Source organism: Pseudomonas sp. NyZ201 (assembly GCF_049860765.1).
In the GTDB taxonomy this organism is placed as follows: Bacteria; Pseudomonadota; Gammaproteobacteria; order Pseudomonadales; family Pseudomonadaceae; genus Aquipseudomonas; species Aquipseudomonas bharatica.
Genome location: NZ_CP187557.1, coordinates 1178853 through 1204416, shown reverse-complemented (window position 1 = coordinate 1204416; position 25564 = coordinate 1178853). Strand labels below are relative to the sequence as shown.

The 25564-nt window shown below is 64.4% G+C and carries 22 protein-coding genes; 15 read left to right on the top strand and 7 right to left on the bottom strand.

What is annotated here, in order from left to right; genetic code table 11:
- Positions 1–38: 38 nt before the first annotated feature.
- From ACPFMA_RS05585 to ACPFMA_RS05575, 3 genes are all read right to left on the bottom strand, one after another.
- Positions 39–335 (bottom strand): hypothetical protein, encoded by a 297-nt coding sequence (locus tag ACPFMA_RS05585; RefSeq protein ID WP_064303880.1) that lies wholly within the window; start codon positions 333–335, stop codon positions 39–41.
- The gene (locus ACPFMA_RS05580) at positions 332–1354 is read right to left on the bottom strand and encodes a serine hydrolase domain-containing protein (protein ID WP_425929816.1); all 1023 of its coding nucleotides are present in this window, start codon (positions 1352–1354) and stop codon (positions 332–334) included. Before ACPFMA_RS05580 ends, ACPFMA_RS05585 begins: the two co-directional genes overlap by 4 nt.
- Positions 1355–1685: 331 nt before the next feature.
- Entirely contained in the window at positions 1686–2576 is an 891-nt protein-coding gene (locus tag ACPFMA_RS05575) for an acyl-CoA dehydrogenase (RefSeq protein ID WP_420059344.1), read from the bottom strand.
- A gap of 133 nt (positions 2577–2709) precedes the next feature.
- On the opposite strand from ACPFMA_RS05575, the gene olsB reads away from it, so the two are divergent.
- Positions 2710–3465 carry an L-ornithine N(alpha)-acyltransferase gene (gene olsB / locus ACPFMA_RS05570; protein ID WP_064303877.1) on the top strand — a complete coding sequence of 252 codons (756 nt, stop codon included), beginning with the start codon at positions 2710–2712 and terminating at the stop codon, positions 3463–3465.
- Positions 3465–4250, top strand: a complete 786-nt coding sequence (locus tag ACPFMA_RS05565) for a lysophospholipid acyltransferase family protein (RefSeq protein WP_425929815.1) — start codon at positions 3465–3467, stop codon at positions 4248–4250. Before olsB ends, ACPFMA_RS05565 begins: the two co-directional genes overlap by 1 nt.
- Here ACPFMA_RS05565 and ACPFMA_RS05560 read toward each other — a convergent pair.
- Positions 4226–4828, bottom strand: a complete 603-nt coding sequence (locus ACPFMA_RS05560) for an ACP phosphodiesterase (RefSeq protein WP_009394739.1) — start codon at positions 4826–4828, stop codon at positions 4226–4228. The two genes, ACPFMA_RS05565 and ACPFMA_RS05560, sit on opposite strands and share 25 nt — an antisense overlap.
- 245 nt (positions 4829–5073) lie before the next feature.
- On the opposite strand from ACPFMA_RS05560, the gene ACPFMA_RS05555 reads away from it, so the two are divergent.
- The 3 genes from ACPFMA_RS05555 to ACPFMA_RS05545 are packed head-to-tail and all read left to right on the top strand — an operon-like array spanning position 5074 to position 7619.
- Positions 5074–5376: an ArsR/SmtB family transcription factor gene (locus ACPFMA_RS05555; RefSeq protein ID WP_064303875.1), complete on the top strand. Its 303-nt coding sequence runs from the start codon at positions 5074–5076 to the stop codon at positions 5374–5376.
- A 13-nt stretch (positions 5377–5389) separates the two neighbouring features.
- Positions 5390–6559: an MFS transporter gene (locus ACPFMA_RS05550; RefSeq protein ID WP_064303874.1), complete on the top strand. Its 1170-nt coding sequence runs from the start codon at positions 5390–5392 to the stop codon at positions 6557–6559.
- Between the two features lie 10 nt (positions 6560–6569).
- On the top strand, positions 6570–7619 hold the full coding sequence (locus ACPFMA_RS05545; RefSeq protein WP_064303873.1) for an alkene reductase: 1050 nt from the start codon (positions 6570–6572) through the stop codon (positions 7617–7619).
- Positions 7620–7696: 77 nt separating this feature from the next.
- On the opposite strand, the gene ACPFMA_RS05540 is transcribed toward ACPFMA_RS05545, so the two are convergent.
- The 3 genes from ACPFMA_RS05540 to ACPFMA_RS05530 form a co-directional block, all read right to left on the bottom strand.
- On the bottom strand, positions 7697–8482 hold the full coding sequence (locus ACPFMA_RS05540) for an ATPase (RefSeq protein WP_420059343.1): 786 nt from the start codon (positions 8480–8482) through the stop codon (positions 7697–7699).
- A gap of 90 nt (positions 8483–8572) precedes the next feature.
- Complete coding sequence (locus ACPFMA_RS05535; RefSeq protein WP_009394734.1) at positions 8573–9568, bottom strand: NAD-dependent epimerase/dehydratase family protein; 996 nt, start codon at positions 9566–9568, stop codon at positions 8573–8575.
- 13 nt (positions 9569–9581) lie between these two features.
- Positions 9582–10511 carry a LysR family transcriptional regulator ArgP gene (locus ACPFMA_RS05530; RefSeq protein ID WP_420059342.1) on the bottom strand — a complete coding sequence of 310 codons (930 nt, stop codon included), beginning with the start codon at positions 10509–10511 and terminating at the stop codon, positions 9582–9584.
- 198 nt (positions 10512–10709) lie between these two features.
- Here ACPFMA_RS05530 and ACPFMA_RS05525 point away from each other — a divergent pair, with 198 nt between their 5' ends.
- The 10 genes from ACPFMA_RS05525 to ACPFMA_RS05480 all read left to right on the top strand — a co-directional run bounded on the left by ACPFMA_RS05525 (position 10710) and on the right by ACPFMA_RS05480 (position 25510).
- Complete coding sequence (locus tag ACPFMA_RS05525) at positions 10710–11309, top strand: LysE/ArgO family amino acid transporter (RefSeq protein WP_420059341.1); 600 nt, start codon at positions 10710–10712, stop codon at positions 11307–11309.
- Between the two features lie 190 nt (positions 11310–11499).
- Positions 11500–12096 (top strand): superoxide dismutase, encoded by a 597-nt coding sequence (locus ACPFMA_RS05520; protein WP_009394731.1) that lies wholly within the window; start codon positions 11500–11502, stop codon positions 12094–12096.
- Positions 12097–12391: 295 nt separating this feature from the next.
- Positions 12392–14443: a putative bifunctional diguanylate cyclase/phosphodiesterase gene (locus ACPFMA_RS05515; protein WP_009394730.1), complete on the top strand. Its 2052-nt coding sequence runs from the start codon at positions 12392–12394 to the stop codon at positions 14441–14443.
- A gap of 152 nt (positions 14444–14595) precedes the next feature.
- Positions 14596–15936 (top strand): imelysin family protein, encoded by a 1341-nt coding sequence (locus tag ACPFMA_RS05510; RefSeq protein ID WP_009394729.1) that lies wholly within the window; start codon positions 14596–14598, stop codon positions 15934–15936.
- A 270-nt stretch (positions 15937–16206) separates the two neighbouring features.
- Positions 16207–17634, top strand: coding sequence for a di-heme oxidoredictase family protein (locus tag ACPFMA_RS05505; RefSeq protein WP_425929814.1), 1428 nt, complete (start codon positions 16207–16209; stop codon positions 17632–17634).
- A gap of 16 nt (positions 17635–17650) precedes the next feature.
- The gene (locus ACPFMA_RS05500) at positions 17651–18715 is read left to right on the top strand and encodes an imelysin family protein (RefSeq protein ID WP_009394726.1); all 1065 of its coding nucleotides are present in this window, start codon (positions 17651–17653) and stop codon (positions 18713–18715) included.
- Positions 18716–18717: 2 nt separating this feature from the next.
- Complete coding sequence (locus ACPFMA_RS05495) at positions 18718–19815, top strand: DUF1513 domain-containing protein (protein ID WP_425929813.1); 1098 nt, start codon at positions 18718–18720, stop codon at positions 19813–19815.
- A gap of 67 nt (positions 19816–19882) precedes the next feature.
- Entirely contained in the window at positions 19883–21004 is a 1122-nt protein-coding gene (locus ACPFMA_RS05490) for an efflux RND transporter periplasmic adaptor subunit (RefSeq protein WP_009394724.1), read from the top strand.
- 12 nt (positions 21005–21016) lie between these two features.
- On the top strand, positions 21017–24064 hold the full coding sequence (locus tag ACPFMA_RS05485) for a multidrug efflux RND transporter permease subunit (RefSeq protein ID WP_009394723.1): 3048 nt from the start codon (positions 21017–21019) through the stop codon (positions 24062–24064).
- An 88-nt stretch (positions 24065–24152) separates the two neighbouring features.
- Positions 24153–25510, top strand: a protein-coding gene (locus tag ACPFMA_RS05480) for an IS3 family transposase (protein WP_425928249.1) whose coding sequence is annotated in 2 segments (ribosomal slippage) — positions 24153–24626 and positions 24629–25510 — 1356 coding nt in all. Because the reading frame shifts where the segments join, the coding sequence is not laid out codon by codon here.
- The last annotated feature ends 54 nt before the right edge of the window (positions 25511–25564 follow it).

The following is a 25564-nucleotide window of genomic DNA, read 5'->3' as shown; positions in this document are numbered from 1 at the left end:
CCTGAAACACTTTGGCGCTCAACCTTAACCGCCCGTCCTCACGGCAGCAAGCGGCAGCCCTCGCGTGGCCCCAGCCATTGGGCGCTGGCACTGCGCCCAAGCCCACGGGCATCGACGCGGCGGGCCAGCAGGTCGTCATGCAGCTCGCTCAACGGCAGCCATTGCCTCACGTAGGTTTGGCAGTAGCCGGTATCCAGGCCCATCACATAGCGGCACGAGCAGAACTCCTTGGCCGAGTAGGCGCTGAGAATGCCGGGGAAGGCACTCAAGGCCGCGCGCTCCGACCAGCCCCAGGCCAGCAGGCCAAGGAGAACCAGCAGCAACAGGCGTTTCATGGCTGTTCTCCGGGGAAGGCGGCAAGGACATGGCGCAGCAGGGTGTTGTGCTGGAAGCTGCCGTCGCGATCGTCGGCGTAGCGCACGATCACCAGCTTCTGTTTCGGCAGCACATAGAGGCCCTGGCCCCAGTGGCCGAGGGCGGCGAAGGTGTCGCTCGGCGCGTCCGGCCAGGCCAGGGCGCTGTTCAGCCACCATTGTGCGCCGGGTGTCGCTTCGCCAGGTTCGACAGCAGCACCGGCGAACGGCGTGCGGGTGAATTCCACCCAGTCCGCCGGAAGCAGTTGCCGGCCCTGCCAGCGGCCGTCGTCGAGCATCAGCTGGCCAATGCGCGCCAGCTCGCGGGCGGTCATGTACAGGTAGGAGGAACCGACGAAGGTACCCTCGGCGTCCCGTTCCCACACCGCCCTTTCGATACCGAGGGGCTGGAACAGCGCGGTCCAGGGATAGTCGGCGTAGTGCTCGGCGCCGACCATCCGGCGCAGGGCGGCAGCGAGCAGGTTGCTGTCGCCGCTGGAATAAAGGAAACGTTCCCCCGGCGCAGCGGCTGAACCACGGGCAGCGGTAAAGCCGGCCATATCCTTGCGCCCGGTGGTGTAGAGCATGGCGACCACCGAGGATTTCAGCGGGGCATATTCGTAGTCTTCCTGCCAGTCGAGGCCACTGGCCCAGTGCATCAGGTCCTGGATGCGCACCTGGGGATGGTCCTTCATCGGCGGGTAGAAGGTGGCAACCGGGTCATCCAGCTTGAAGCGGCCTTCACCGTAGGCCACGCCGAGGACCGTGGCCATCACGCTCTTGCTGACGGACCAGGTGAGGTGCGGGGTATCGGCGCCGGTCGGCGCGGCGTAGTGCTCGTAGACGATCCTGCCGTTCTGGATCACCAGCAGGGCATCGGTGCGGATGCCTTCGCGGGCCTGGTCGTCGCGCGGGGGGAAGGCGTAGGCCTGCAACGCCGACTCGTCGGCCCGGGCGGGGGTGAGGATAAAGAGGAGGAAGGCGATAAGCGCGGTGCGCATGGTCGGTACCCGGGTGCGTGATCGGGCAAGGGTAGCCGGGGTTCATGACAGGTGGTGGGTGTTCTCTCGGGCCTCATCGCTGGCAAGCCAGCTCCCATAGAACAAAACATAATTCTTTGAGTTGCAGGGACCTTGTGGGAGCGGGTTCACCCGCGATTGCAGTAGTGAATTCACCATAGCAATCGCGGGTAAACCCGCTCCCACAGGGTACGCGTCGTGCTTTGGAGCTTTTCTCTGCGCGACAGCGCAGCCTGAAAGGCTGGGCGGACTCCCACAGGGTCGCGTAACCTGTGGGAGCTGGCTTGCCAGCGATGAGGCCATCAGCCACAACTCAGAACCCGGCCCGTCCCCAGGCCTTGGCCAGGCGCTTGGCCCGCGCCGCACTGGCAATTTCCAGGATCCCCTGATCGCGCATCCACAGGTCGGCCCACTCCCCTTCGCTCGCCGCCAGCGCTGCGTTGATCTCGTCGCGCAGTTCGCCGAACTGGGCGAACAACCCGCCCAGCAACAAGTGACAGGCCGGCGATTCGGCGTTCTGCCGGCTGCCTTCGGCACACCCGCCCAGCAGCGCCAGCAAGCGCAGGATCAACCCTTGGGACCAGCCCTGGGAGCGACCGATGCCGTACAACCAGGCGATCAATGCGCTAAGCACGTAGAGGTCTTCCAGCGAGCGGAACGGCTTCACATAGGCATCCCAGCCATCCCCTGCCAAGCGCTCGCACAAGGCCTGCTCCAGGTGCAGCCGTGCATGCCCCACTTCCGGCATCAGCGGTAAGGTCGGCAACGGATCGAGGCGCACTCCCGGCTCGCCCGGATAGACCACCGCCAGGCTGATCCGTGGTGCTTCGCCCGGTGCTTCGCTGCGCGCCGCCACCAGCAGCCAGTCCGCCTCGTGCCCGCCGGTGACGAAATCCTTGCTGCCGGTCAGGCGCAGTGCCTCCAGGTCCAGGCGCATGTGCATGTCAGCCGGGCGCACGCTGCGTTTTTCGCTGGCACACAGTGCGCCAAGGCCCTCCGGTGCGCTGGGCCAGAGTACCCGCAAGGCCGCCTGGTAACCGGCCAGGAACGCCAGCCCCGGCGTCGGCATGGCCTTGCCACCGAGCACCGCAAGTTCGAAGGGCGACACCGGCCCGAGACGCTCCAGCAGCGCCGCCCAGCTGTCGCCGAGGTTGACCGGAAGGGGTTGGGAAAGCGGTCGATCGAGACGTTCCAGCCAGCTCATCGAGGAACTCCTTGAGGCCTGTCATACAAGCATCACCAAACATTCATGGGGGTGACACCCCCTCTGCCTAGGCTGAGCTTGCACAACAAAGCCGACCGGCCGCAACCCCATGGCTGGCTTATGGAGACACGCAATGACTCGGATCGCTCGCTCTGGCGACAACTGCACTGAACGCCGTCTGCAAGCCGAACGCCTGGTGGGCCCGGCGGCCCTTCGCGAAGCCCAGGCCCTGCGCTTCAGCGTGTTCAGCGGTGAATTCAAGGCGAAATTGAAGGGTGCCGAGCTGGGCCTGGACATGGACGACTACGACGCCCACTGCATGCATATCGGCGTGCGCGACCTCAATAGCGGCCGCCTCGTCGCCACCACCCGCCTGCTGGACCATCGCGCCGCCAGCAGCCTGGGCCGCTTCTACAGCGAGGAAGAGTTCAGCCTGGACGGGCTGGTGCATCTGCAAGGCCCGATCCTCGAGCTCGGCCGCACCTGCGTCGATGCCGCCTACCGCAACGGTGGCACCATCGCCGTGCTGTGGAGCGAACTGGCCGAGATCCTCAACGAAGGCCAGTACCGCTACCTGATGGGCTGCGCCAGCATCCCGATGCAGGATGGCGGGGTCCAGGCCCATGCGATCATGCAGCGCCTGCGCGAACAGCACCTGTGCACCGACCACCTGCGCGCCGAGCCGAAGAACCCGCTGCCGAGCCTGGCCCTGCCGGGCAACGTGGTGGCGCAGATGCCGCCCTTGCTCAAGGCCTACATGCGCCTGGGCGCGAAGATCTGTGGCGAACCGTGCTGGGACGAGGATTTCCAGGTCGCCGATGTGTTCATCCTGCTCAAGCGCGACGAGCTCTGCCCGCGCTACGCCCGGCACTTCAAGGCGGCGGTGTGATGCAGCGCCTGCGGGTGTTCGCCCGCATCGCCCGGCTGCTGCTGGTGGTGGCGCTGGGGCTGGGCATGGCCACGCTGTTCGGCCTGTTCGAGCGCCTGGGTATGAACGCGTCGGCGCAACGCCGCCAGCGTTGGTCGCAGATCTTCATGAAGCGCCTGGTCAATGCCTTGCCGCTGCGGGTCAAGGTGATCGGCGAACTGCCCAGCCAGCCGATGCTGTGGGTCAGCAACCATGTGTCGTGGACCGATATCCCGGTGCTGGGCATGCTGGCTCCGCTGTCCTTCCTATCCAAGGCCGAAGTGCGCACCTGGCCGGTGGCCGGGTGGCTTGCACACAAGGCCGGGACCCTGTTCATCCGCCGTGGTGGTGGCGACAGCCAGTTGCTGCGCCGGCAGATCACCCAGCACCTGGCCCGGCAATGCCCGCTGCTTATCTTCCCCGAAGGCACCACCACCGATGGCCGTGGCCTGCGTACCTTCCACGGCCGGCTGCTGGCCAGCGCCATCGACAGCGAGGTGCCGCTGCAACCAGTAGCTGTGCGCTATCTGCGCGAAGGCCGGATAGACCCGATCGCACCGTTCATTGGCGATGACGATCTGCTGTCGCACCTGATACGCCTGTTCGGCCAACCGTGCAGTGAAGTCGAGGTGCAGTTGCTGGAACCGATCGCCAGCAAAGGTGAGGAACGGGCGGCGCTGGCATTCCAGGCGCAGCAGGCGGTAAGCCGGGCGCTGTTCGGCGAGGCAGCCGAAAACCTGCCTCAGCGCCGCGCTAGGGCGGCCTGAGGATCGGCCAGCGCCGCAGCGGCGAAGGCCTGCAACTGCGGATAGAACTGGCGGAAGTCCTCCAGCAGCAGCGGATACAGGCTTTCCACCTCGCCCATGGCCCCGGCCAGGCCTTCCGGGCGTGACAGGCGTCGGGCGATGCCGCGGAACACCTGTTCCAGCACCGCGAACTCGCGGTACGACCCCAGCCAGTCGCCGGCCGCCATCAAGGGCGCGATCTGCGCCAGGCGGCCCGGCAGCGCCGGCTCCCCGTTCAGTACCTGATACACCCGCGCGGTGAACTGCGGCAGCGGCTGCGTGGCGTAGTCGTGCCAGTGCAGGGCCAGGCAATGATCGAAGAACACATCGAGAATGATCCCGGCAAAGCGCCGGCGTCCGGCGGGGAAGCGCGCCAGGGCGGCGAGCACCAGCGGATGGCTGTCGGTGAAGGTGTCGATGTGCCGGTGCAGGCGGATGGCCTGTTCCAGGCGCAGCGGGAAACGGCCTTCCAGCGGGCCCTTGACGAAGTCGCCGTACAGGCTGCCGAGCAGTTGCTCGGGCTGGTCGCCGCCGAGGTGGAGGTGGGCTAGGTAGTTCATGGGGTGTGAGTCTAAGGCATTTGTGCTGTTCTCACTGGCCTCATCGCCAGCAACGCCGGCTCCCACAATGACCGCGCACACCGCGAAACCTGTGGGAGCTGGCGTTGCCAGCGATAGGGCCCGAAGGAGCACCGCATATACCGATTTTTTCTACGCCCCGAACCTTTTCATATTTGTATATCGCGAAATACCGATTTATATTTCGCCCCATCGCGATATACCGCTACACACCCACGAGCCCGACCATGCCTCTTGATCTCGACGAAATAATAAAAGCCCTTGCCCACCCGGTGCGGCGAGAAATCCTCGGTTGGCTGAAAGATCCGCAGGCCTGCTTCCCCGACCAGCACCACAGCCTCGACAACGGCGTGTGCGCAGGGCAGATCGACCAGCGCTGCGGCCTGTCGCAGTCCACCGTATCGGCGCACCTGGCGACCCTGCAACGGGCCGGCCTGGTCAGCAGCCACAAGGTCGGGCAGTGGAATTTCTTCAAACGCAACGAGGACACCATCCAGGCGTTCCTCGCGCAACTGAGCCGCGAGCTCTGAACAAGGAACATCCATGCCCCTTTCACTCCTGATCCTGGCCCTCAGCGCCTTCGCCATCGGCACCACCGAGTTCGTCATCATGGGCCTGCTGCCGGATGTGGCCCGGGACCTCGGGGTATCGATCCCCGGTGCCGGCTGGCTGGTGACCGGCTATGCCCTGGGCGTCGCCATCGGCGCGCCGTTCATGGCCATGGCCACCTCGAAGCTGCCGCGCAAGCTGGCACTGGTCACCCTGATGGGGGTGTTCATCCTCGGCAACCTGCTGTGCGCGATCGCCAGCGACTACAACCTGCTGATGTTCGCCCGGGTGGTCACCGCCCTGTGCCACGGCGCCTTCTTCGGCATCGGTTCGGTGGTGGCGGCCAGCCTGGTACCGGTCAACCGCCGCGCTTCGGCGGTGGCCCTGATGTTTACCGGCCTGACCCTGGCCAATGTGCTTGGCGTGCCGCTGGGCACCGCGCTGGGCCAGGTCGCCGGCTGGCGCGCGACCTTCTGGGCAGTGACCGCTATCGGCGTGATCGCGCTGCTCGGCCTGATCCGCTTCCTGCCGCTGCGCCATGACGAGGAAAGACTCGATATGCGCGCCGAGCTGGCCGCCCTGAAAGGCGCCGGGATCTGGTTGTCGCTGTCGATGACCGTGCTGTTCTCGGCATCGATGTTCGCCCTGTTCACCTACGTTGCGCCGCTGCTCGGCGATGTCACCGGCGTGTCGCCGCGCGGCGTGACCTGGACCCTGCTGCTGATCGGCCTGGGCCTGACCCTGGGCAACATCCTCGGCGGCAAGATGGCCGACCGGCGTCTCGGCGCCACCCTGGTCGGCGTGTTCGCGGCCATGGCCATCGTGTCCACCGCCCTGACCTGGACCAGCAGCGCGCTGGTCCCGGCGGAGATCACCCTGTTCCTCTGGGCCACTGCCGCCTTCGCCGCCGTGCCGGCCCTGCAGGTCAACGTGGTGACCTTCGGCAAGGCCGCGCCGAACCTGGTTTCGACCCTGAACATCGGCGCGTTCAACCTGGGCAACGCCCTGGGCGCCTGGACCGGTGGCCTGGTCATCGAGCAGGGCCTGGGTCTTACCCGCGTACCCCTCGCCGCTGCCGCCCTCGCGGTGCTGGCGCTGATCGTCACCCTTATCACATTCCGCCAGGGCGGCAACGACGCCGAACTGGCTCCCGCAACCCACTGAGGTTTGAGCAATGACGACTCTGTTTGATCCGATCACCCTTGGCGATCTCGAATTGCCGAACCGTATCATCATGGCCCCGCTGACCCGTTGCCGTGCCGATGAAGGCCGGGTGCCCAACGCGCTGATGGCCGAGTACTACGTGCAGCGCGCCAGCGCCGGCCTGATCCTGACCGAGGCGACCTCGGTCATGCCGATGGGCGTCGGCTACCCGGACACCCCGGGTATCTGGTCCAACGACCAGGTGCGTGGCTGGACCAACGTGACCAAGGCGGTACATGCCGCTGGCGGGCGGATCTTCCTGCAGCTGTGGCATGTGGGACGCATCTCCCACCCGAGCTACCTGAACGGCGAACTGCCGGTGGCGCCGAGTGCGATCCAGCCCAAGGGGCATGTCAGCCTGGTCCGGCCGACCACCGATTACCCGACCCCGCGGGCGCTGGAAACCGCCGAGTTGAGCGATATCGTCGACGCCTACCGGACCGCCGCGGAAAACGCCAAGGCCGCCGGCTTCGATGGCGTCGAAGTGCATGCGGCCAACGGCTACCTGATCGACCAGTTCCTGCAGAGCAGCACCAACCAGCGCAGCGACCAGTACGGCGGTTCCCTGGAGAACCGTGCGCGCCTGCTGCTGGAGGTCACCGATGCGGTGATCGAGGTATGGGGTGCCAAGCGTGTCGGCGTACACCTGGCGCCGCGGGCCGATGCTCATGACATGGGCGATGCCAACCGTGCCGAAACCTTCACCTATGTCGCCCGGGAACTGGGCAAGCGTGGCATCGCCTTCATCTGCTCGCGCGAGAAAGAAGCCGACGACAGCCTCGGGCCACAGATCAAGGCGGCCTTCGGCGGGCCTTACATCGTCAACGAGCGCTTCGACAAACAAAGCGCCAATGCGGCGCTGGCGGCAGGAACCGCGGATGCGGTGGCGTTCGGCATTCCGTTCATCGCCAACCCCGACCTGCCGGCGCGGCTGGCAGCGGATGCGCCGTTGAATGAAGCGCGGCCGGAGACCTTCTATGGCAAGGGGCCGGTGGGGTATATCGATTATCCGCGGATGTGATGGTGTTCTTCAGGGCCTCATCGCTGGCAAGCCCCACAGGGTTTTGCAGCGACCCGCGATGAGGCCCTGAAGGTCAATCAATTCCTGGCATTGATCTGCTGTTGCAGGTTCTGCACCTGGCTTTGCAGGGTGTTGATGTTGCGGGTGATCTGCCCACGGAAGGCATCGAATTCGGCCGTGGAGGCACCAGGACTGGCCGCCGGACGATTCTCCTGCTCGCTCTTGAGCACGATCAGGTCCTGCTCCAGGCGCTGGGTCGCCGCCGCCTGATTCTTCAGTTGCGTATCGATCTTGCCGCCATCCAGTTGCGCAGCCTTGAGCGTGGCCAGTTCCTGCGCCACTGCCTTCAATTGGCTCTGCAATTCGTTCTGCAACTGCGCATTGGCCGCCTGCTGCTGGCTGACCTGGGCCATCGCCGCTTCCAGGCGCTTGCCCAGTTCACCAGCCTGCCCGGCCACACCTTCCTGCAACTTGCCCTGCTCGCCCAGGCTGGCCTGCAACTGGCGCACCTGGAGCTTGAGCGCTTCGTTCTCGCTATTGGCCGAAGACTCGGTGGCGCTGACCTTGCCGGAAATCGCCTGCAAACGCCCCGCCGCTTCCTCGCTGATGCGGGCGAAGCTTTCCTGGGTCGCCACCAGTTGCTGCTCCATCAGCGAGATCTGCTGGAAGCTCCACCAGGCCAACCCGCCCAGGGCGATGAAAGATGCACCGAGCAACGCCCACAACGGACCGACCAGCGGCGCCCTGCCCGCGCGCTTGCGGGCGCTGCGCGGGTGCGCCGGCGGAGCGAACTCGTCATCATCGCGCTCCACCGCCTTGAGGGTGGGCACGTCGTCAAAATCATCTCGAGCATCGTTGCGCATGGGTAGTTTTCAACCACGGTGATAGCAAAATGGGCGCTAGTATAAACCGCTTGCACGGCGCCCTCATCGACCACGATCCGGGGATCTGGTTCAGTGGCCACCCTGCTGCGCCTGCCACCAGGCGCAGAATTCATCCAGCGCGGCCCAAAGGCTGACCTGCGGCCGGTAATCGAGGTAATGCCGGGCGCGGCTGATATCAAGCGTGAAGTCCTTGCTCATCACCTGCACGCCCAGGCGGCTCAGGGTCGGCTGCGGGCGGCCCGGCCAGAGCATGCAGGCGCCTTCGTTGATGGCCGCCGCCGTGTAGGCGAGGCCGACGGAGCGATAGCGGGTGACCTGGGGCAGCGACAGGCGTCGCATCACGTAATTGACCACGTCCCACACCGGCAGCGGGTGGCCGTTGCTGATGTTGTAGGCCATGCCCAGCGCCTCGGGCCCGGCATTGATCGCAGCGAGCAGGGCTTCGTTGAGGTTCTGCACGCTGGTGAAATCGACCTTGTTCAGGCCGTTGCCGATGATCGCCAGGCGCTTCTTGCGCTGCATCTGCAACAAGCGCGGGAAGATACTGACGTCGCCGGCCCCGGTGACGAAGCGCGGGCGCAAGGCCAGGACTTCGAGACCGAACTCCTGGGCGCCGAAGACCTTCTGCTCGGCGAGGTGCTTGGTCGCCCCGTAATGATCGTAGAAGCGCCGCGGGACCTGGTCCTCGGTGATGCCGGTGCGCGAGCGCCCGGTGAAATAGATCGACGGCGAGGACAGGTGCACCAGGCGGCGCACATGCTCCTTGAGACAGGCCTCGACGACATTTTCGGTGAGCACCACGTTGCCCTGGTAGAAGTCCTGGTAGCGTCCCCAGTTGCCCACCGCACCGGCGCAATGCACCACGGTGTCGATGCCCTGGCACAGGCGTCGGGCCACTTCCGGGTCGGACAGGTCGCCCGGAATGAACTGGGCGCCGCGTCGCACCAGGTGCTCGACGCCCTCGGCGCGACGCCCGTTGACCCGAACGTCCAGGCCCTGCTCCAGGGCGAAACGCGCAAAGCGCCCGCCAATGAAGCCGCTTGCGCCGGTGACCAGAATTCCCATGAAGCACTCCGCCTTACGTTTTTTTTCCTGAAGGTGCAGACGCCGTCCGGGCGTCCCACGGCACCAGCCACTGCCCGGCGCTGCGGCGCAGATGATCGGTGAGCCGGGCCAGCAGTTGCCCGCCGTTGCGCCAATGGTGCCAGTACAAAGGCACATCGATGGGTCGCTCCGGGAGGACTTCCACCAGCCGCCCGCTCGCCAGTTGTTCCCTGGCCTGCAGTTCGGGCACCAGGCCCCAGCCCATGCCGGCTTCGGTCAGGCGCAGGAAGCCTTCGGATGAAGGACACAGATGATGCAGGAAACCATCGCTGATGCCTAATGAAGCAAGGTAGCGATGCTGGAGAAAATCATCCGGGCCGAACACGATCGCCGGGGTGCGGGCCAGGCGTTGCGGATCGACGCCCTCGTTGAAATGCCGGGCCATGAAGGCCGGGCTGGCCAGCGCACGATAGCGCATCGCCCCGAGCAGCACGCTGCGCGCCCCGGCCACCGGGCGTTCGCTGGCACACAGGCAACCGGCCACCTCGCCGGCACGCATGCGCTTGAGGCCGACTTCCTGGTCTTCCACCACCAGGTCGAGCAGCACCTGGGTCCGCGCGCAAAAGTCCTCGGCCGCCTCGGCCCACCAGGTCGCCAGGCTGTCGGCGTTGAGCGCAATGCGCAGGCGTTCCGGCAAGCCCTCTTCATCCAGCGCCGGGACCTGGCCTTGCAGATCGCGCTCGAGCAGGCGCACCTGCTGCACATGGTTGAGCAGGCGGCGACCGATTTCCGTGGGCGTCGGGGGAGTGGCACGCACCAGTACCGGCTGTCCGACCCGGGCCTCGAGAAGTTTGATGCGCTGGGAGATCGCCGATTGCGACAAGCCCAGCAGTTGTGCGGCGCGCTCGAAACCGGCCTGTTCGATGACGGCGGCGAGGGCCGAGAGCAACTTGTAGTCGAACATCAGATTTCCTAATGCGGGATGAAGGTTATTGGTTTTTCTTATATTCCTCTTTTCCTCAGAATTGAAGCCATGCGCGGACCTTGTGGGAGCGGGTTCACCCGCGATGACGTCAGGGAATTCACCACCGTCATCGCGGGTGAACCCGCTCCCACAGGGTCCGTGTAATACCAAAGATCTGTTGTTCGGAGTCATTTCCCCATGTGGCAAAGCTACCTCAACGGCCTCCTCGTCGCCTTCGGCCTGATCATGGCCATCGGTACCCAGAACGCCTTCGTCCTCGCCCAGAGCCTGCGCCGGGAACATCACCTGCCGGTGGCCGCGCTGTGCGTGCTTTGCGATGCGGTGCTGGTCGCCCTCGGCGTGTTCGGCCTGGCGACGGTGCTGGCGCAGAATCCGACCCTGCTCGCCATTGCCCGCTGGGGTGGCGCCGTGTTCCTGGTCTGGTACGGCAGCAAGGCGCTGATGCGCGCCTGTTCCAGCCAGAGCCTGCAGCAGGGGGACGGCCAGGGCCTGCGCTCGCGCCGTGCCGTACTGCTCAGTGCACTGGCGGTGACCCTGCTCAATCCGCACGTGTACCTCGACACGGTGCTGCTGATCGGCTCCCTCGGCGCCCAGCAGAGCGTGCCCGGCGCCTATGTCGCCGGGGCCGCCAGCGCGTCCCTGCTGTGGTTCTTCACCCTCGCCCTCGGTGCGGCATGGCTGGCCCCGTGGCTGGCGCGGCCAGGCACCTGGCGCCTGCTCGACCTGATGGTGGCGGTGATGATGTTCGCCGTGGCGGCACAACTGATCTTCAGCTGAAGGCCACTCATCCGTATGGGCAAAAGGCTCTGGAACCTCTTGTCCATACACTTGTTGCGTGGTTTACCCTCGGGCCCGGTGCTATGATCCGGAGCCTGCGTCGCAAAGAGTACAAACTCGCCGATGCATTTTCCGGCCGCCCGTGATCGGCCTTGCGTTCACCGCACCAGACCTGATTAGGAGAATCCACATGGCTTTTGAATTGCCGCCGCTGCCTTACGCCCACGATGCCCTGCAGCCGCACATTTCCAAGGAAACCCTGGAATACCACCACGACAAGCACCACAACACCTACGTCGTGAACCTGAACAACCTGGTCCCAGGTACCGAATTCGAAGGCAAGACCCTGGAAGAAATCGTCAAGACTTCTTCGGGTGGCATCTTCAACAACGCCGCTCAGGTCTGGAACCACACCTTCTATTGGAACTGCCTGGCACCGAACGCCGGTGGCCAACCGACCGGCGCCCTGGCTGAAGCCATCAACGCTGCGTTCGGCTCCTTCGACAAGTTCAAGGAAGAGTTCACCAAGACTTCCGTCGGCACCTTCGGTTCCGGCTGGGGCTGGCTGGTGAAGAAAGCCGACGGCTCCCTGGCCCTGGCCAGCACCATCGGCGCCGGCAACCCGCTGACCAACGGCGATACCCCGCTGCTGACCTGCGACGTCTGGGAACACGCCTACTACATCGACTACCGCAACGTCCGTCCGAAATACGTCGAGGCGTTCTGGAACCTGGTCAACTGGAAGTTCGTCGCCGAGCAGTTCGAAGGCAAGACCTTCACTGCCTGAGTCGCCCGCTTCTGAAAAAACCCGGCCCTTGCCGGGTTTTTTTGCGCTCGGGAAAGAGCCACACGCTTGCTGCCTGAATCAGGCACGCTAACATCAATCCCTTGGGAATCTTCCGACATCCGGTACTCAAGTCGTTCGGGAGCCCTACCGATACAGTGCTGAAGGTCTGCCGGACGAGATGGACCAGGCTGCGGAAAATGCCAGAACGCCACACATTTTCCGTGCAAAGGCCAATAGTGGACTGTCATCATTGATGTCAAAATGATGCCATGCGCATGGATTAAGGAACTCCCCATTGAAGCTGGAATTCAAGAACAGCTTATCGGTCAAGTTGCTCAGGGTTGTCCTGCTTTCGGCGCTGATCGTCGGAGTGGTGCTCAGCTGTGCGCAGATCGTGTTCGACGCCTACAAGACCCGCCAGGCCGTGGCCAGCGATGCCCAGCGCATCCTCGACATGTTCCGCGACCCGTCGACCCAGGCGGTGTACAGCCTTGACCGGGAAATGGGCATGCAGGTCATCGAGGGGCTGTTCCAGGACCAGGCGGTGCGCATGGCCTCGATCGGCCACCCCAACGAAACCATGCTCGCGGAAAAATCCCGCCCGCTGCAGCAGAACAACACCCGCTGGCTGACCGACCTGATCCTTGGCCAGGAACGCACTTTCACCACCCAACTGGTCGGCCGGGGTCCCTACAGCGAATACTACGGCGACCTGAACATCACCCTGGATACCGCCAGTTACGGCCAGGGCTTCATCTTCAGCTCGGTGATCATTTTCATTTCCGGCGTGCTGCGGGCCCTGGCCATGGGCCTGGTGCTGTACCTGGTCTATCACTGGCTGCTGACCAAGCCGCTGTCGCGGATCATCGAGCACCTCACCCAGATCAACCCGGACCGCCCCAGCGAGCATCAATTGCCGCTGCTCAAGGGTCACGAGACCAACGAACTGGGGCTATGGATCAACACCCACAACCAATTGCTGTCCTCGATCGAACGCAACACCCATCTGCGCCACGAGGCGGAAAACAGCCTGCTGCGCATGGCCCAGTACGACTTTCTTACCGGCCTGCCCAATCGCCAGCAGCTCCAGCAGCAACTGGACAAGATCCTGGTCGATGCCGGGCGCCTGCAACGCCGGGTCGCGGTGATCTGCGTCGGCCTCGATGACTTCAAGGGCATCAACGAACAGTTCAGCTACCAGGCTGGCGACCAGTTGCTGCTGGCCCTGGCCGACCGCCTGCGCGCCCATAGCGGGCGGCTGGGTGCCCTCGCCCGCCTGGGCGGCGACCAGTTCGCCCTGGTCCAGGCCGATATCGAACAGCCTTACGAAGCGGCGGAACTGGCCCAGAGCATCCTCGACGACCTGGAGGCCCCCTTCGCCCTCGACCTGCAGGAGATACGCCTGCGGGCCACCATCGGCATCACCCTGTTCCCGGAAGATGGCGACAGCACCGAGAAGCTGTTGCAGAAAGCCGAACAGACCATGACCCTGGCCAAGTCCCGCTCGCGCAACCGCTACCAGTTCTACATCGCCAGCGTGGACAGCGAGATGCGCCGCCGCCGGGAACTGGAAAAGGACCTGCGCGAAGCCTTGCCGCGCAACCAGCTGTTCCTCGTCTACCAGCCGCAGATCAGCTACCGCGACCAGCGCGTGGTGGGTGTCGAAGCGCTGTTGCGCTGGCAGCATCCGGAACTGGGCATGGTCCCGCCCGACCAGTTCATCCCGCTGGCCGAGCAGAACGGCAATATCGTCGCGATCGGCGAATGGGTACTCGACCAGGCCTGCCGCCAGTTGCGCGAATGGCACGACCAGGGCTTCAGCGAGCTGCGCATGGCGGTCAACCTGTCCACCGTGCAGTTGCACCACAGCGAGCTGCCGCGGGTGGTCAACAACCTGCTGCAGATCTACCGCCTGCCGCCGCGCAGCCTGGAACTGGAAGTGACCGAGACCGGCCTGATGGAAGACATCAGCACCGCCGCCCAGCATCTGCTGAGCCTGCGCCGCTCCGGTGCACTGATCGCCATCGACGACTTCGGCACCGGCTATTCCTCCCTGAGCTACCTGAAATCCCTGCCTCTGGACAAGATCAAGATCGACAAGAGCTTCGTCCAGGACCTGCTGGAGGACGACGACGACGCCACCATCGTCCGCGCCATCATCCAGCTTGGCAAAAGCCTGGGCATGCAGGTGATCGCCGAGGGCGTGGAAACCGCCGAGCAGGAGGCCTACATCGTTGCCCAGGGCTGCCACGAGGGCCAGGGCTATCACTACAGCAAGCCGCTGCCCGCCCGTGAACTCACGGCATTCCTCAAGCAGGCCCAACGCAGTCAGGTCTCGGTGCTGTAGGACGACATCAAGGTTGTCCGGGTACGACACGCCTGGAATATTTGCGTGATGGCCTCTTTACACAAAATGCAAATCTTTCGCATTATGTCGCAGCTTTTTTTTCGCGTGCGGCCTTCTGCACGTCTGTTCAACCTTCGATGCAGGAATTCGCCATGATTCGTATGCCTCTGGCTACCGCCAGTCTGTTGGCCATCGCCATCTCCCTCGCCGGTTGCGGCGAGGGCAAGGACAAGGCCGCCGCCCCGCAAGCCCAGGCACCGGCAGCTGCCGCCACCCCGGCTGCTCCAGCCGCCGCCGGCGCGGTCGACGAAGCGGCCGCCCAGGCCGTGGTCAAGCACTACGCCGAGATCGTCTATGCGGTCTACAGCGACTCCCTGAGCACCGCGAAAACCCTGCAGGGCGCCATCGACGCCTTCCTTGCCAAGCCCAACGACGAAACCCTCAAGGCAGCCCGCGAAGCCTGGGTAGCGGCCCGCGTCCCGTACCTGCAGAGCGAGGCGTTCCGCTTCGGCAACACCATCATCGACGACTGGGAAGGCCAGGTGAACGCATGGCCGCTGGACGAAGGCCTGATCGACTACGTCGACAAGAGCTACGAGCACGCCCTGGGCAACCCGGCGGCCAGCGCCAACATCATCGCCAACACCGAGATCCAGGTCGGCGAAGACAAGATCGACGTGAAGGACATCACCCCGGAAAAACTCGCCACCCTGAACGAGCTGGGCGGTTCCGAGGCCAACGTCGCCACGGGCTACCACGCCATCGAATTCCTGCTCTGGGGCCAGGACCTGAACGGCACCGGCCCGGGCGCCGGCAACCGTCCGGCCTCGGACTACCTGGAAGGCCAGGGTGCCACCGGCGGCCACAACGATCGCCGTCGCGCCTACCTCAAGGCCGTCACCGACCTGCTGGTCAGCGACCTGGAGGAAATGGTCAAGAACTGGGCGCCGAACGTCACCGACAACTACCGCGCCAGCCTGGAGGCCGAGCCGGTCGCCAACGGCCTGCGCAAGATGCTGTTCGGCATGGGCAGCCTGTCGCTGGGTGAACTGGCGGGCGAGCGCATGAAGGTGTCCCTGGAAGCCAACTCGCCGGAAGACGAGCACGACTGCTTCAGCGACAACACCCACTATTCGCACTTCTACGACGCCAAGGGCATCCGCAACGTCTACCTGGGCGAGTACACCCGTGTCGATGGCAGCAAGCTGACCGGCCCGAGCCTGTCGTCGCTGGTGGCCAAGGTCGATCCGGCGGCGGACAAGACCCTGCAGGATGACCTGGCCGCAACCGAGGCCAAGATCCAGGTCATCGTCGACCATGCCCTCAAGGGCGAGCACTACGACCAGCTGATCGCCGCCGACAATGCCGCCGGCAACCAGATCGTGCGTGACGCCATCGCTTCGCTGGTCAAGCAGACCGGCGCGATCGAACAGGCTGCTGCCAAGCTGGGCATCACCGACCTGAACCCGGATACCGCCGATCACGAATTCTGATCCGGCTCCGGTTTCGAGAAAGGCGACCTTCGGGTCGCCTTTTTATTCCCCGGCTGGACGCGGACCCTGTGGGAGCGGGTTCACCCGCGATTGCGATGGTGAATTCACAGACGTAATCGCGGGTGAACCCGCTCCCACAGGGTCCGCGTCCAGCTCAGCAATCCCACACACCTGACAACGATTTCATCCGGCAAACGCAAATCCCTCTTATTCACTTCGCCCGCTCCTGTTAAGCTTGCGGGCTGTTTTCGAACACCGTCCGGATCGTTCATGCCCTCGTTGCGTCGCCTGTGTCTGCCCCTGCTGCTGGCCCTGTCCCTGGCCGCCTGCGACGAAGCCCCGCGCTTCACCCAGGCCGAGCCGGGCGAAGCCCGTGCCGGTGGCGATACCACGGTGAACCGCGGTGATCGCGGGGCCTACCAGATGCCCTCGGCCAACCTGACACCCGCTCGCCGCCTGGATTTCAACGTCGGCAACAGCTTCTTCCGCAACCCTTGGGTGATCGCCCCCTCGACCACCACCGCCCGCGACGGCCTCGGCCCGCTGTTCAACACCAATGCCTGCCAGAACTGCCATATCCGCGACGGTCGCGGTCATCCGCCAGAGCCCGGCGACAACAACGCGGTGTCGATGCTGGTGCGCCTGTCGATCCCCGACCAGCCGGAATACGCCAAGGTCATCGAACGCCTGGGCATCGTTCCCGAACCCGTCTACGGCGGTCAGTTGCAGGACATGGCGATCCCCGGGGTCGCGCCGGAAGGCAAGGTGCGGGTCGAGTACGAGCCGCAGACCGTGACCTTCAAGGACGGCACCCAGGTCGAACTGCGCAAGCCCAGGCTGGCGATCACCCAGCTCGGCTATGGCCCCATGCACCCGGACACCCGTTTCTCCGCGCGCATCGCCCCGCCCATGATCGGCCTGGGCCTGCTCGAAGCCATTCCCGAGGAAGCGATCCTGGCCAACGCCGACCCCGACGATCGCAACGGCGACGGCATCCGCGGCCGGCCCAACCGGGTCTGGGACGATGCCCGGGGCGAGACCGTGCTCGGCCGTTTCGGCTGGAAGGCCGGACAACCCAACCTCAACCAGCAGAACGTCCACGCGCTGTCTGGCGACATGGGCCTGACCACCACCCTGCGGCCCTTCGACGACTGCACCCCGGCCCAGGCCGACTGCCTGGCCGCGCCCAACGGCAACGGCGCCAATGGCGAGCAGGAAGTCAGCGACAACATCCTGCGGCTGATCCTCTACTACACCCGCAACCTGGCGGTACCGGCACGCAAGGACGTCGATTCGCCCCAGGTGCTGGCGGGCAAGAACCTGTTCTACCAGGCCGGTTGCCAAGGCTGCCACACGCCCAAGTTCGTGACCTCGGCCAATGCCGCCGAGCCGGAGCTGGCCAACCAGACCATCTGGCCCTATAGCGACCTGCTCCTGCACGACATGGGCCCGGGCCTGGCCGACCAGCGCAGCGAGTTCGCCGCCAGCGGCCAGGACTGGCGCACCCCGCCGCTGTGGGGCATCGGCAAGAACCAGATCGTCAGCGGCCACACCCAGTTCCTTCACGATGGCCGGGCCCGCAATCTGCTCGAAGCCGTGCTCTGGCACGGCGGCGAGGCAGAAGCCGCCCGCCAGCGTGTGTTGTCCTTCGATGCCGGCCAGCGCGAGGCGCTGCTGGCTTTCCTGAATTCACTCTGAGAGAGGAGCCGGACACATGTTCCGTCCCAAGCTGTTGTTCACCAGCCTCGCCGCCCTCGCGCTGGGCGCCTGCTCGCCGCAAGACCCGCAGGCGGTGACCTCCGCCGCCATCGCCAAGCAGGTGATCATGCCGACCTACAGCCGCTGGGTCGAAGCCGACCGCCAACTGGCCGTCAGCGCCCTGGCCTATTGCGAAGGCAAGGCCAGCCTGGAAACCGCCCGTGCCGACTACCTGCACGCGCAGAAAGCCTGGGCCGAGCTGCAACCCCTGCTGATCGGGCCGCTGGCCGAAGGCAACCGCGCCTGGCAAGTGCAGTTCTGGCCGGACAAGAAAAACCTGGTCGGCCGCCAGGTCGAGGCGCTGGTCAGTGGCGACGCGCCGGTGGACGCCGAGACCGTGGCCAAGTCCAGCGTGGTGGTGCGCGGCCTGTCCGCCTACGAATACATCCTCTTCGACAGCAAGCCGGACGCCGCCAACCCGGAACAGAAGGCGCGCTATTGCCCGCTGCTGGTGGCCATCGCCGACTACCAGAAGACCATGGCCGAGGACATCCTCAAGAGCTGGAACAGCACCGACGGCATGCTCGCCCAGATGACCAAGTTCCCCAACCAGCGCTACGCCGACTCCCACGAGGCCATCGCCGACCTGCTGCGCGCCCAGGTGACTGCCCTGGATACCCTGAAGAAGAAGCTCGGCACGCCGATGGGCCGCATGAGCAAGGGCATCCCGCAGCCGCTGCAGGCCGAGGCCTGGCGCAGCCAGTCGTCGCTCAAGAGTATCGCCGCCAGCCTGGCCGCGGCCCAGGCCGTCTGGGTCGGTGTCGACAACCAGGGCCTGCGCGGCCTGCTGGGCAAGGACCAGAAAGCCCTGGCCGACAAGATCGACGCCGCCTACGCCGACGCGACGAAGAAGCTCGAGGGCAACCAGCGCACCCTCGACGAACTGCTCCAGGACGATGCCGGACGCCAGCAGCTCAACGCCATCTACGACAGCCTGAACGTGGTGCACCGCCTGCATGAAGGCGAACTGGCCAAGGCGCTGAACATCCAGCTCGGCTTCAATGCCAACGACGGTGACTGATCATGCTGCGACGCCAGGCCCTGAAACTCGGTAGCGTGCTGCTCAGCGCCCTGACCCTGGGCGGCTGGACCCTGCTGCGGCAAAAGGAACAGCCGCCCCTGTTGCTGTCTGCCCGCGATGATGCGGACGGCCAGCATTACGCGGTCGGCTATCGCCTGGACGGCACCCGGGTGTTCGCCACCCGGGTGGCCCAGCGTTGCCACGACATCATCGATCATCCCGAACTGCCCATCGCCCTGTTCGTGGCGCGTCGGCCGGGGACCGAAAGCTACCTGATCGACCTGCGCGACGGGCGCCTGCTGCAAACGGTCACCTCGCAGCCCAACCGCCACTTCTACGGTCACGCGGTGATCCACAAGAGTGGCGAATGGCTGTACGCCACGGAGAACGACACCACCGACCCGGGGCGCGGCGTGCTCGGCGTGTACCGCTTCGACGGCGAGCGCCTGGTCCACAGCGGCGAGCTGTCCACCCATGGCATCGGCCCGCACCAGGTGAGCTGGCTGCCCGACGGGGAAACCCTGGTGGTGGCCAACGGCGGTATCCGTACCGAAGCGGAAAGCCGGGTGGAAATGAACCTCGACGCCATGGAACCCAGCCTGGTATTGATGCGCCGCGACGGCAGCCTGATCAGCAAGGAAACCCTCGCCCAGCAGATGAACAGCGTGCGCCACCTGGCCATCGGCAGCGATGGTACCGTGGTCGCTTGCCAGCAGTTCATGGGCGACGCCCACGAGACCGCCCAGTTGCTGGCGATCAAGCGCCCAGGCCAGCCTTTCGAGGCGTTCCCGGTACCGGAGCACCAGTTGCAGTCGATGGCCCAGTACACCGCCAGCGTCGCCGTGCACAGCGAGTTGCGCCTGGTGGCGATGACCGCACCACGGGCCAACCGCCTGTTCATCTGGAACCTCGACGATGCCAGCGTGCGCCTCGATGCGCCGATGCCGGACTGCGCCGGCGTGGGCGCGGTGGCCGACGGCTTCGTGGTCACCTCGGGACAGGGGCGCTGCCGCCTGTACGACTGCCGTCAGGAGACGCTGGTCGGCCAGCCGCTGCAACTGCCATCAGGACTATGGGACAACCACCTGCACCTGGTGTGAATAGAGGCTGCAGGGCATAGGGCAAACGGACTAAACTTCGCCCACTTGCATCCAGGGAAATGGAACTATGCTGCGCCGTCGCATGCTGATCATGTTGGGCATCGTGCTGCTGATCGTGTTGGTCCTGGGAGGCTACAAAGGCTTCTCGATCTACAAGCAGATCCAGATGTTCTCCGCACCGAAGCCCGCCATCAGCGTGGCGGCCACCGAGGCGCGGGAGCTCGCCTGGCAGAGCCGCCTGCCGGCGGTGGGCAGCCTCAAGGCGCTGCAGGGCGTCGACCTGAGCCTGGAAACCGACGGCACGGTGACCAAGCTTATGTTCGAGTCCGGCCAGCAGGTCAAGCAGGGCCAGCCGCTGCTGGAGCTGGACCAGAAAGCCGAGATCGCCCTGCTCGGCACCGCCCAGGCCGACCTCAAGCTGGCGGAAGTGGACTTCGGCCGCGGCAGCCAACTGGTCGGCAGCCAGGCCATTTCCAAGGGCGAGTTCGATCGCCTCACTTCGCAGTTCCGGCGCAACAAGGCGGTGGTCGAGCAACTCAAGGCATCCCTGGACAAGAAAAGCATAGCTGCGCCCTTCAGCGGCACCATCGGCATCCGCCAGGTGGATGTCGGCGAGTACCTGCCCAGCGGCACGGTGATCGCCACCCTGCAGGACCTCAGCAGCCTGTACGTGGATTTCTCCATTCCGGAGCAGAGCCTGCCGAAGGTCGGCCTCGACCAGGACGTACTGATCGACGTCGCCGCCTACCCCGGCCAGACCTTCCCCGCGCGAATCAGCGCGATCAATCCCAAGGTCGAGGACGCCACGCGCAACGTGCTGGTCCGCGCCACCCTGGCCAACCCCGACGGCAAGCTGCTGCCGGGGATGTTCGCCAACGTCCAGGTACTGCTGCCCAACCCGCGCAACCAGGTGGTGGTACCGCAGAGCGCGGTGACCTACACCCTGTACGGCAATTCGGTGTATGTCGCAGTGCCGAAGAAAAACGAGAACGGCGAGCAGGAGAAGGACGCCCTGATCGCCGAGCGGCGCTTCGTCACCACGGGCGAGCACCGTGACGGCCTGGTGGTAGTGAGCAAGGGCCTGAAAGCCGGCGAGCAGGTGGTCACCGCCGGCCAGCTCAAGCTGACCCAGGGCGCATCGGTCACCATCAGCCCCGACAAGACCCTCGAACAGCCAGGCGCCAACTGACAAGGAGGCACCATGGCCTTTACCGATCCGTTCATCCGCCGCCCGGTGCTGGCCAGCGTGGTCAGCCTGCTGATCGTCCTGCTCGGCTTCCAGGCCTGGAGCAAGCTGCCGATCCGCCAGTACCCGCAGATGGAAAATGCCCTGATCACGGTCACCACCGCCTACCCCGGGGCCAACGCCGAGACCATCCAGGGCTATATCACCCAACCGATGCAGCAGAGCCTGGCCAGTGCCGAGGGCATCGACTACATGACTTCGGTGAGCCGGCAGAATTTCTCGGTGATCTCGATCTACGCACGTATCGGCTCGGACAGCGACCGGCTGTTCACCGAACTGCTGGCCAAGGCCAACGAGGTGAAGAACAAGCTGCCCCAGGACGCCGAGGACCCGGTGCTGAGCAAGGAGGCGGCCGACGCCTCGGCGTTGATGTACATCAGCTTCTACAGCAGCGAGCTGAGCAATCCGCAGATCACCGATTACCTATCGCGGGTCATCCAGCCCAAGCTGGCAACCCTGCCGGGCATGGCCGAAGCCGAGATCCTCGGCAACCAGCTGTTCGCCATGCGCCTGTGGCTCGATCCGGTGCGCCTGGCCGGCTATGGCCTCAGCGCCAGCGACGTGACCGACGCGGTGCGTCGCTACAACTTCCTGTCCGCCGCCGGCGAGGTGAAGGGCGAGTACGTGGTCACCAGCATCAACGCCAACACCGAGCTGAAGTCCGCCGAGGCGTTCGCCAGCATTCCACTCAAGACCAGCGGCAACAGCCGCGTCCTGCTCGGCGACGTGGCGCGGGTGGAAATGGGCGCGGAGAACTACGACACGGTCAGTTCCTTCGACGGCACGCCATCGGTGTACATCGGCATCAAGGCCACGCCCGGGGCCAACCCGCTGGATGTGATCAAGGAAGTGCGCAAGCTGATGCCGGAACTCGAGGCCCAGCTGCCGCCGAACCTCAAGGCCTCCATCGCCTATGACGCCACCCTGTTCATCCAGGCCTCGATCGACGAGGTGGTGAAGACCCTGGTCGAGGCGGTGCTGATCGTCATCGTCGTGGTGTTCCTGTTCCTCGGGGCCTTGCGCTCGGTGCTGATCCCGGTGATCACCATCCCGCTGTCGATGATCGGCGTGCTGTTCTTCATGCAGCTGATGGGCTACTCGCTGAACCTGCTGACCCTGCTGGCGATGGTGCTGGCCATCGGCCTGGTGGTGGACGATGCGATCGTCGTGGTGGAAAACATCCATCGGCACATCGAGGAAGGCAAGACGCCGTTCGAGGCATCGCTGGAAGGGGCGCGGGAAATCGCCATGCCGGTGGTGTCGATGACCATCACCCTGGCCGCCGTGTATGCGCCGATCGGCTTCCTCGAAGGGCTGACCGGAGCCCTGTTCAAGGAGTTCGCCCTGACCCTGGCCGGGGCGGTGATCATCTCCGGGATCGTCGCCCTCACCCTGTCGCCAATGATGTGCGCCAAGCTGCTGCGCCACGAGGAGAATCCCAGCGGCCTGGCCCATCGCCTGGACCTGATTTTCGAACGGCTCAAGCTGCGCTATCAGAAGCTGCTGCACGCCACCCTGGACACCCGGCCGGTGGTGATCGTCTTCGGCATCATCGTGCTCTGCCTGATCCCGGTGTTCCTCAAGTTCAGCACCTCGGAGCTGGCACCGAACGAGGACCAGGGGATCATCTTCATGATGGCCACGGCGCCGCAGCCGGCCAACCTGGATTACCTGAATGCCTACACCGGCGAGTTCACGAAGATCTTCAAGGAATTCCCGGAGTACTACTCGTCGTTCCAGATCAATGGTTTCAATGGCGTGCAGTCGGGAATCGGCGGCTTCCTGCTCAAGCCGTGGGGCGATCGCAAGCGCACGCAGATGGAGCTGTTGCCGGAGGTGCAGCACAAGCTCGACAGCATCGCCGGGCTACAGATCTTCGGTTTCAACCTGCCGGCGCTGCCAGGCACGGGCGAGGGCCTGCCGTTCGCCTTCGTGATCAACACGCCAAACGACTACGAGTCGCTGCTGGATGTGGCCCAGCGGGTCAAGGAGCGCGCGGAGAAGTCCGGCAAGTTCGCCTTCCTCGACATCGATCTGGCCTTCGACAAGCCGGAAGTGGTGGTGGATATCGACCGGGCCAAGGCCGCGCAGATGGGGGTGTCCATGGATGTGCTGGGCAGTACCCTGGCGACCCTGCTCGGCGAGGCGGAGATCAACCGCTTCACCATCGACGGGCGCAGCTACAAGGTGATCGCCCAGGTCGAGCGGGCCTACCGCGACAACCCGGACTGGCTGAACAGCTACTACGTGAAGAACCAGGACGGACAAATGCTGCCGCTGTCCACCCTGATCACCGTCAGCGATCGGGCCCGGCCGCGCCAACTCAACCAGTTCCAGCAACTCAACTCGGCGATCATCTCCGGTTTCCCGCTGGTCAGCATGGGCGAAGCCTTGCAGGAGGTGCGCAGCATCGCCCAGGAAGAGGCGCCGGCCGGCTTCGCCTTCGACTATGCCAGTGCGGCCAGGCAATACGTGCAGGAGGGCAGCGCCCTGTGGGTCACCTTCGGCCTGGCCCTGGCAATCATCTTCCTGGTGCTGGCGGCGCAGTTCGAAAGCTTCCGCGATCCGCTGGTGATCCTGGTGACGGTGCCGATGTCGATCTGCGGGGCGCTGATCCCGTTGTTCCTCGGCCTGTCGAGCCTGAATATCTATACACAGGTTGGGTTGGTGACACTGATCGGGTTGATCAGCAAGCATGGGATCCTGATCGTCGAGTTCGCCAACCAGTTGCGCGAGCACAAGGGACTGTCGGTAAGGGAAGCGATCGAGGAAGCTGCGGCGATTCGCCTGCGCCCGGTGCTGATGACCACGGCGGCGATGGTGTTCGGCATGGTGCCGTTGATCATTGCCACGGGTGCCGGTGCGGTTAGCCGGTTCGATATCGGGATGGTGATCGCCACGGGGATGTCGGTGGGGACGCTGTTTACCCTGTTCGTATTGCCTTGCGTCTATACGTTGCTGGCGAAGAAGGATGAACCGCGTACGGTCGAGCAGACCGTGTAAACATTGAGGGCCTCATCGCCGGCAACGCCGGCTCCCACATTGGACTGCCCCCAAGAAGTTGGAGACTAATCCAACCCTTGGGGGAGTTATGAGTAAGTACACCGAGCAGTTCAAGCTCACAGCCATCACTGCCTACCTGGAGGGCACCGATGGTTTCCGAAAGGTAGCCCAGCATTTCGGTATCGATTTCAGCCTGCTGAGGCGCTGGGTGGCGAGCTATAAAGCCCGTTCCACTATCAGTCCCATACCTCACGGTCAGCGCTACGACATCGATTTCAAGCGCAGGGTCGTGCAGTACATGCGCGAGCATCGGCTTTCCCTGCGTCAAACGGCAGCTCACTTCGGCTTGGGACAGTCCTCCCGGGTAGGCATTTGGGAGCACCAGTACTACAGTGGCAACCTTGCCACCTCTACTGCCACTCAACGAAAAAAGTCTGCCGACGTGTCCAAGAAGATCAAGCCACTCAAACCCACTGACACTGACGACGCGCTGAAGCCGCGAGATCAGCTCATGGCAGAACTCGAGTATCTGCGCATGGAGAACGCTGTCCTAAAGGAGCTGAAGGCTTTGAGAGAGGAGAAGGAACGAAGGCAAGAGAAAAAACGCTGATCGTCTCCAGACTCCGAACCCGATTCCCGCTGTCAGCGTTGTTGGCCCTGGTCGAGTTGTCGAACAGCACCTTCTACTACCAGCTCAAAAGCCTTCAAAAGCCGGATAAACACGCCGATCTGAAAGAGCTGGTGGGTCAGGTCTATCACAAGGAAAAAGGGCTCTATGGGTATCGGCGTGTGACGCTTGCGATCAAGAATCAAGGCATCCTGGTGAACAAGAAGGTTGTGGAGCGGCTGATGGCCGACCAAGGTTTGCGGGCGGTCGTGCGGCCTAAAAAGTATCGGTCCTATCGAGGAGAAATAGGCAGGATTGCCGAGAATCTGCTGGAGCGAAACTTCATTGCCCAGCGGCCCAATCAGAAGTGGGTAACTGACGTAACCGAGTTTAAAGTGGCTCAGCAAAAGCTCTATCTCTCACCAGTGATGGACTTGTACAACAGTGAGATCGTGGCCTACGAGATCGCTCGCCGCCCAAGCTATGAGCTGGTGGGGAACATGCTGGAAAAAGCCCTGAGTAGCTTGGGAAAGGAGCCGAAGCTGGTCATCCACTCTGATCAGGGATGGCATTATCAGCAGCGCCAATACCGCGAAAAACTTGAGCAGCGTGGGGTAAAGCAGAGCATGTCGCGCAAAGGAAATTGCCTGGATAACGCCGCTATGGAAAGCTTCTTCGGCACGCTCAAGTCTGAGTTTTTCTATTTGAAGCGGTTTGAGAGCATCGAAGAGCTGACCACCGGTCTGGACGAGTACATCCGCTACTACAACCATGACCGCATCAAGCTGAGGTTAAACGGCCTAAGCCCTGTCGATTACAGGGCTCAAGCTGCTAGCTAAAACTGTCCAACTTTTCGGGGGCAGTCCACATTGTGGGAGCCGGCATTGCCGGCG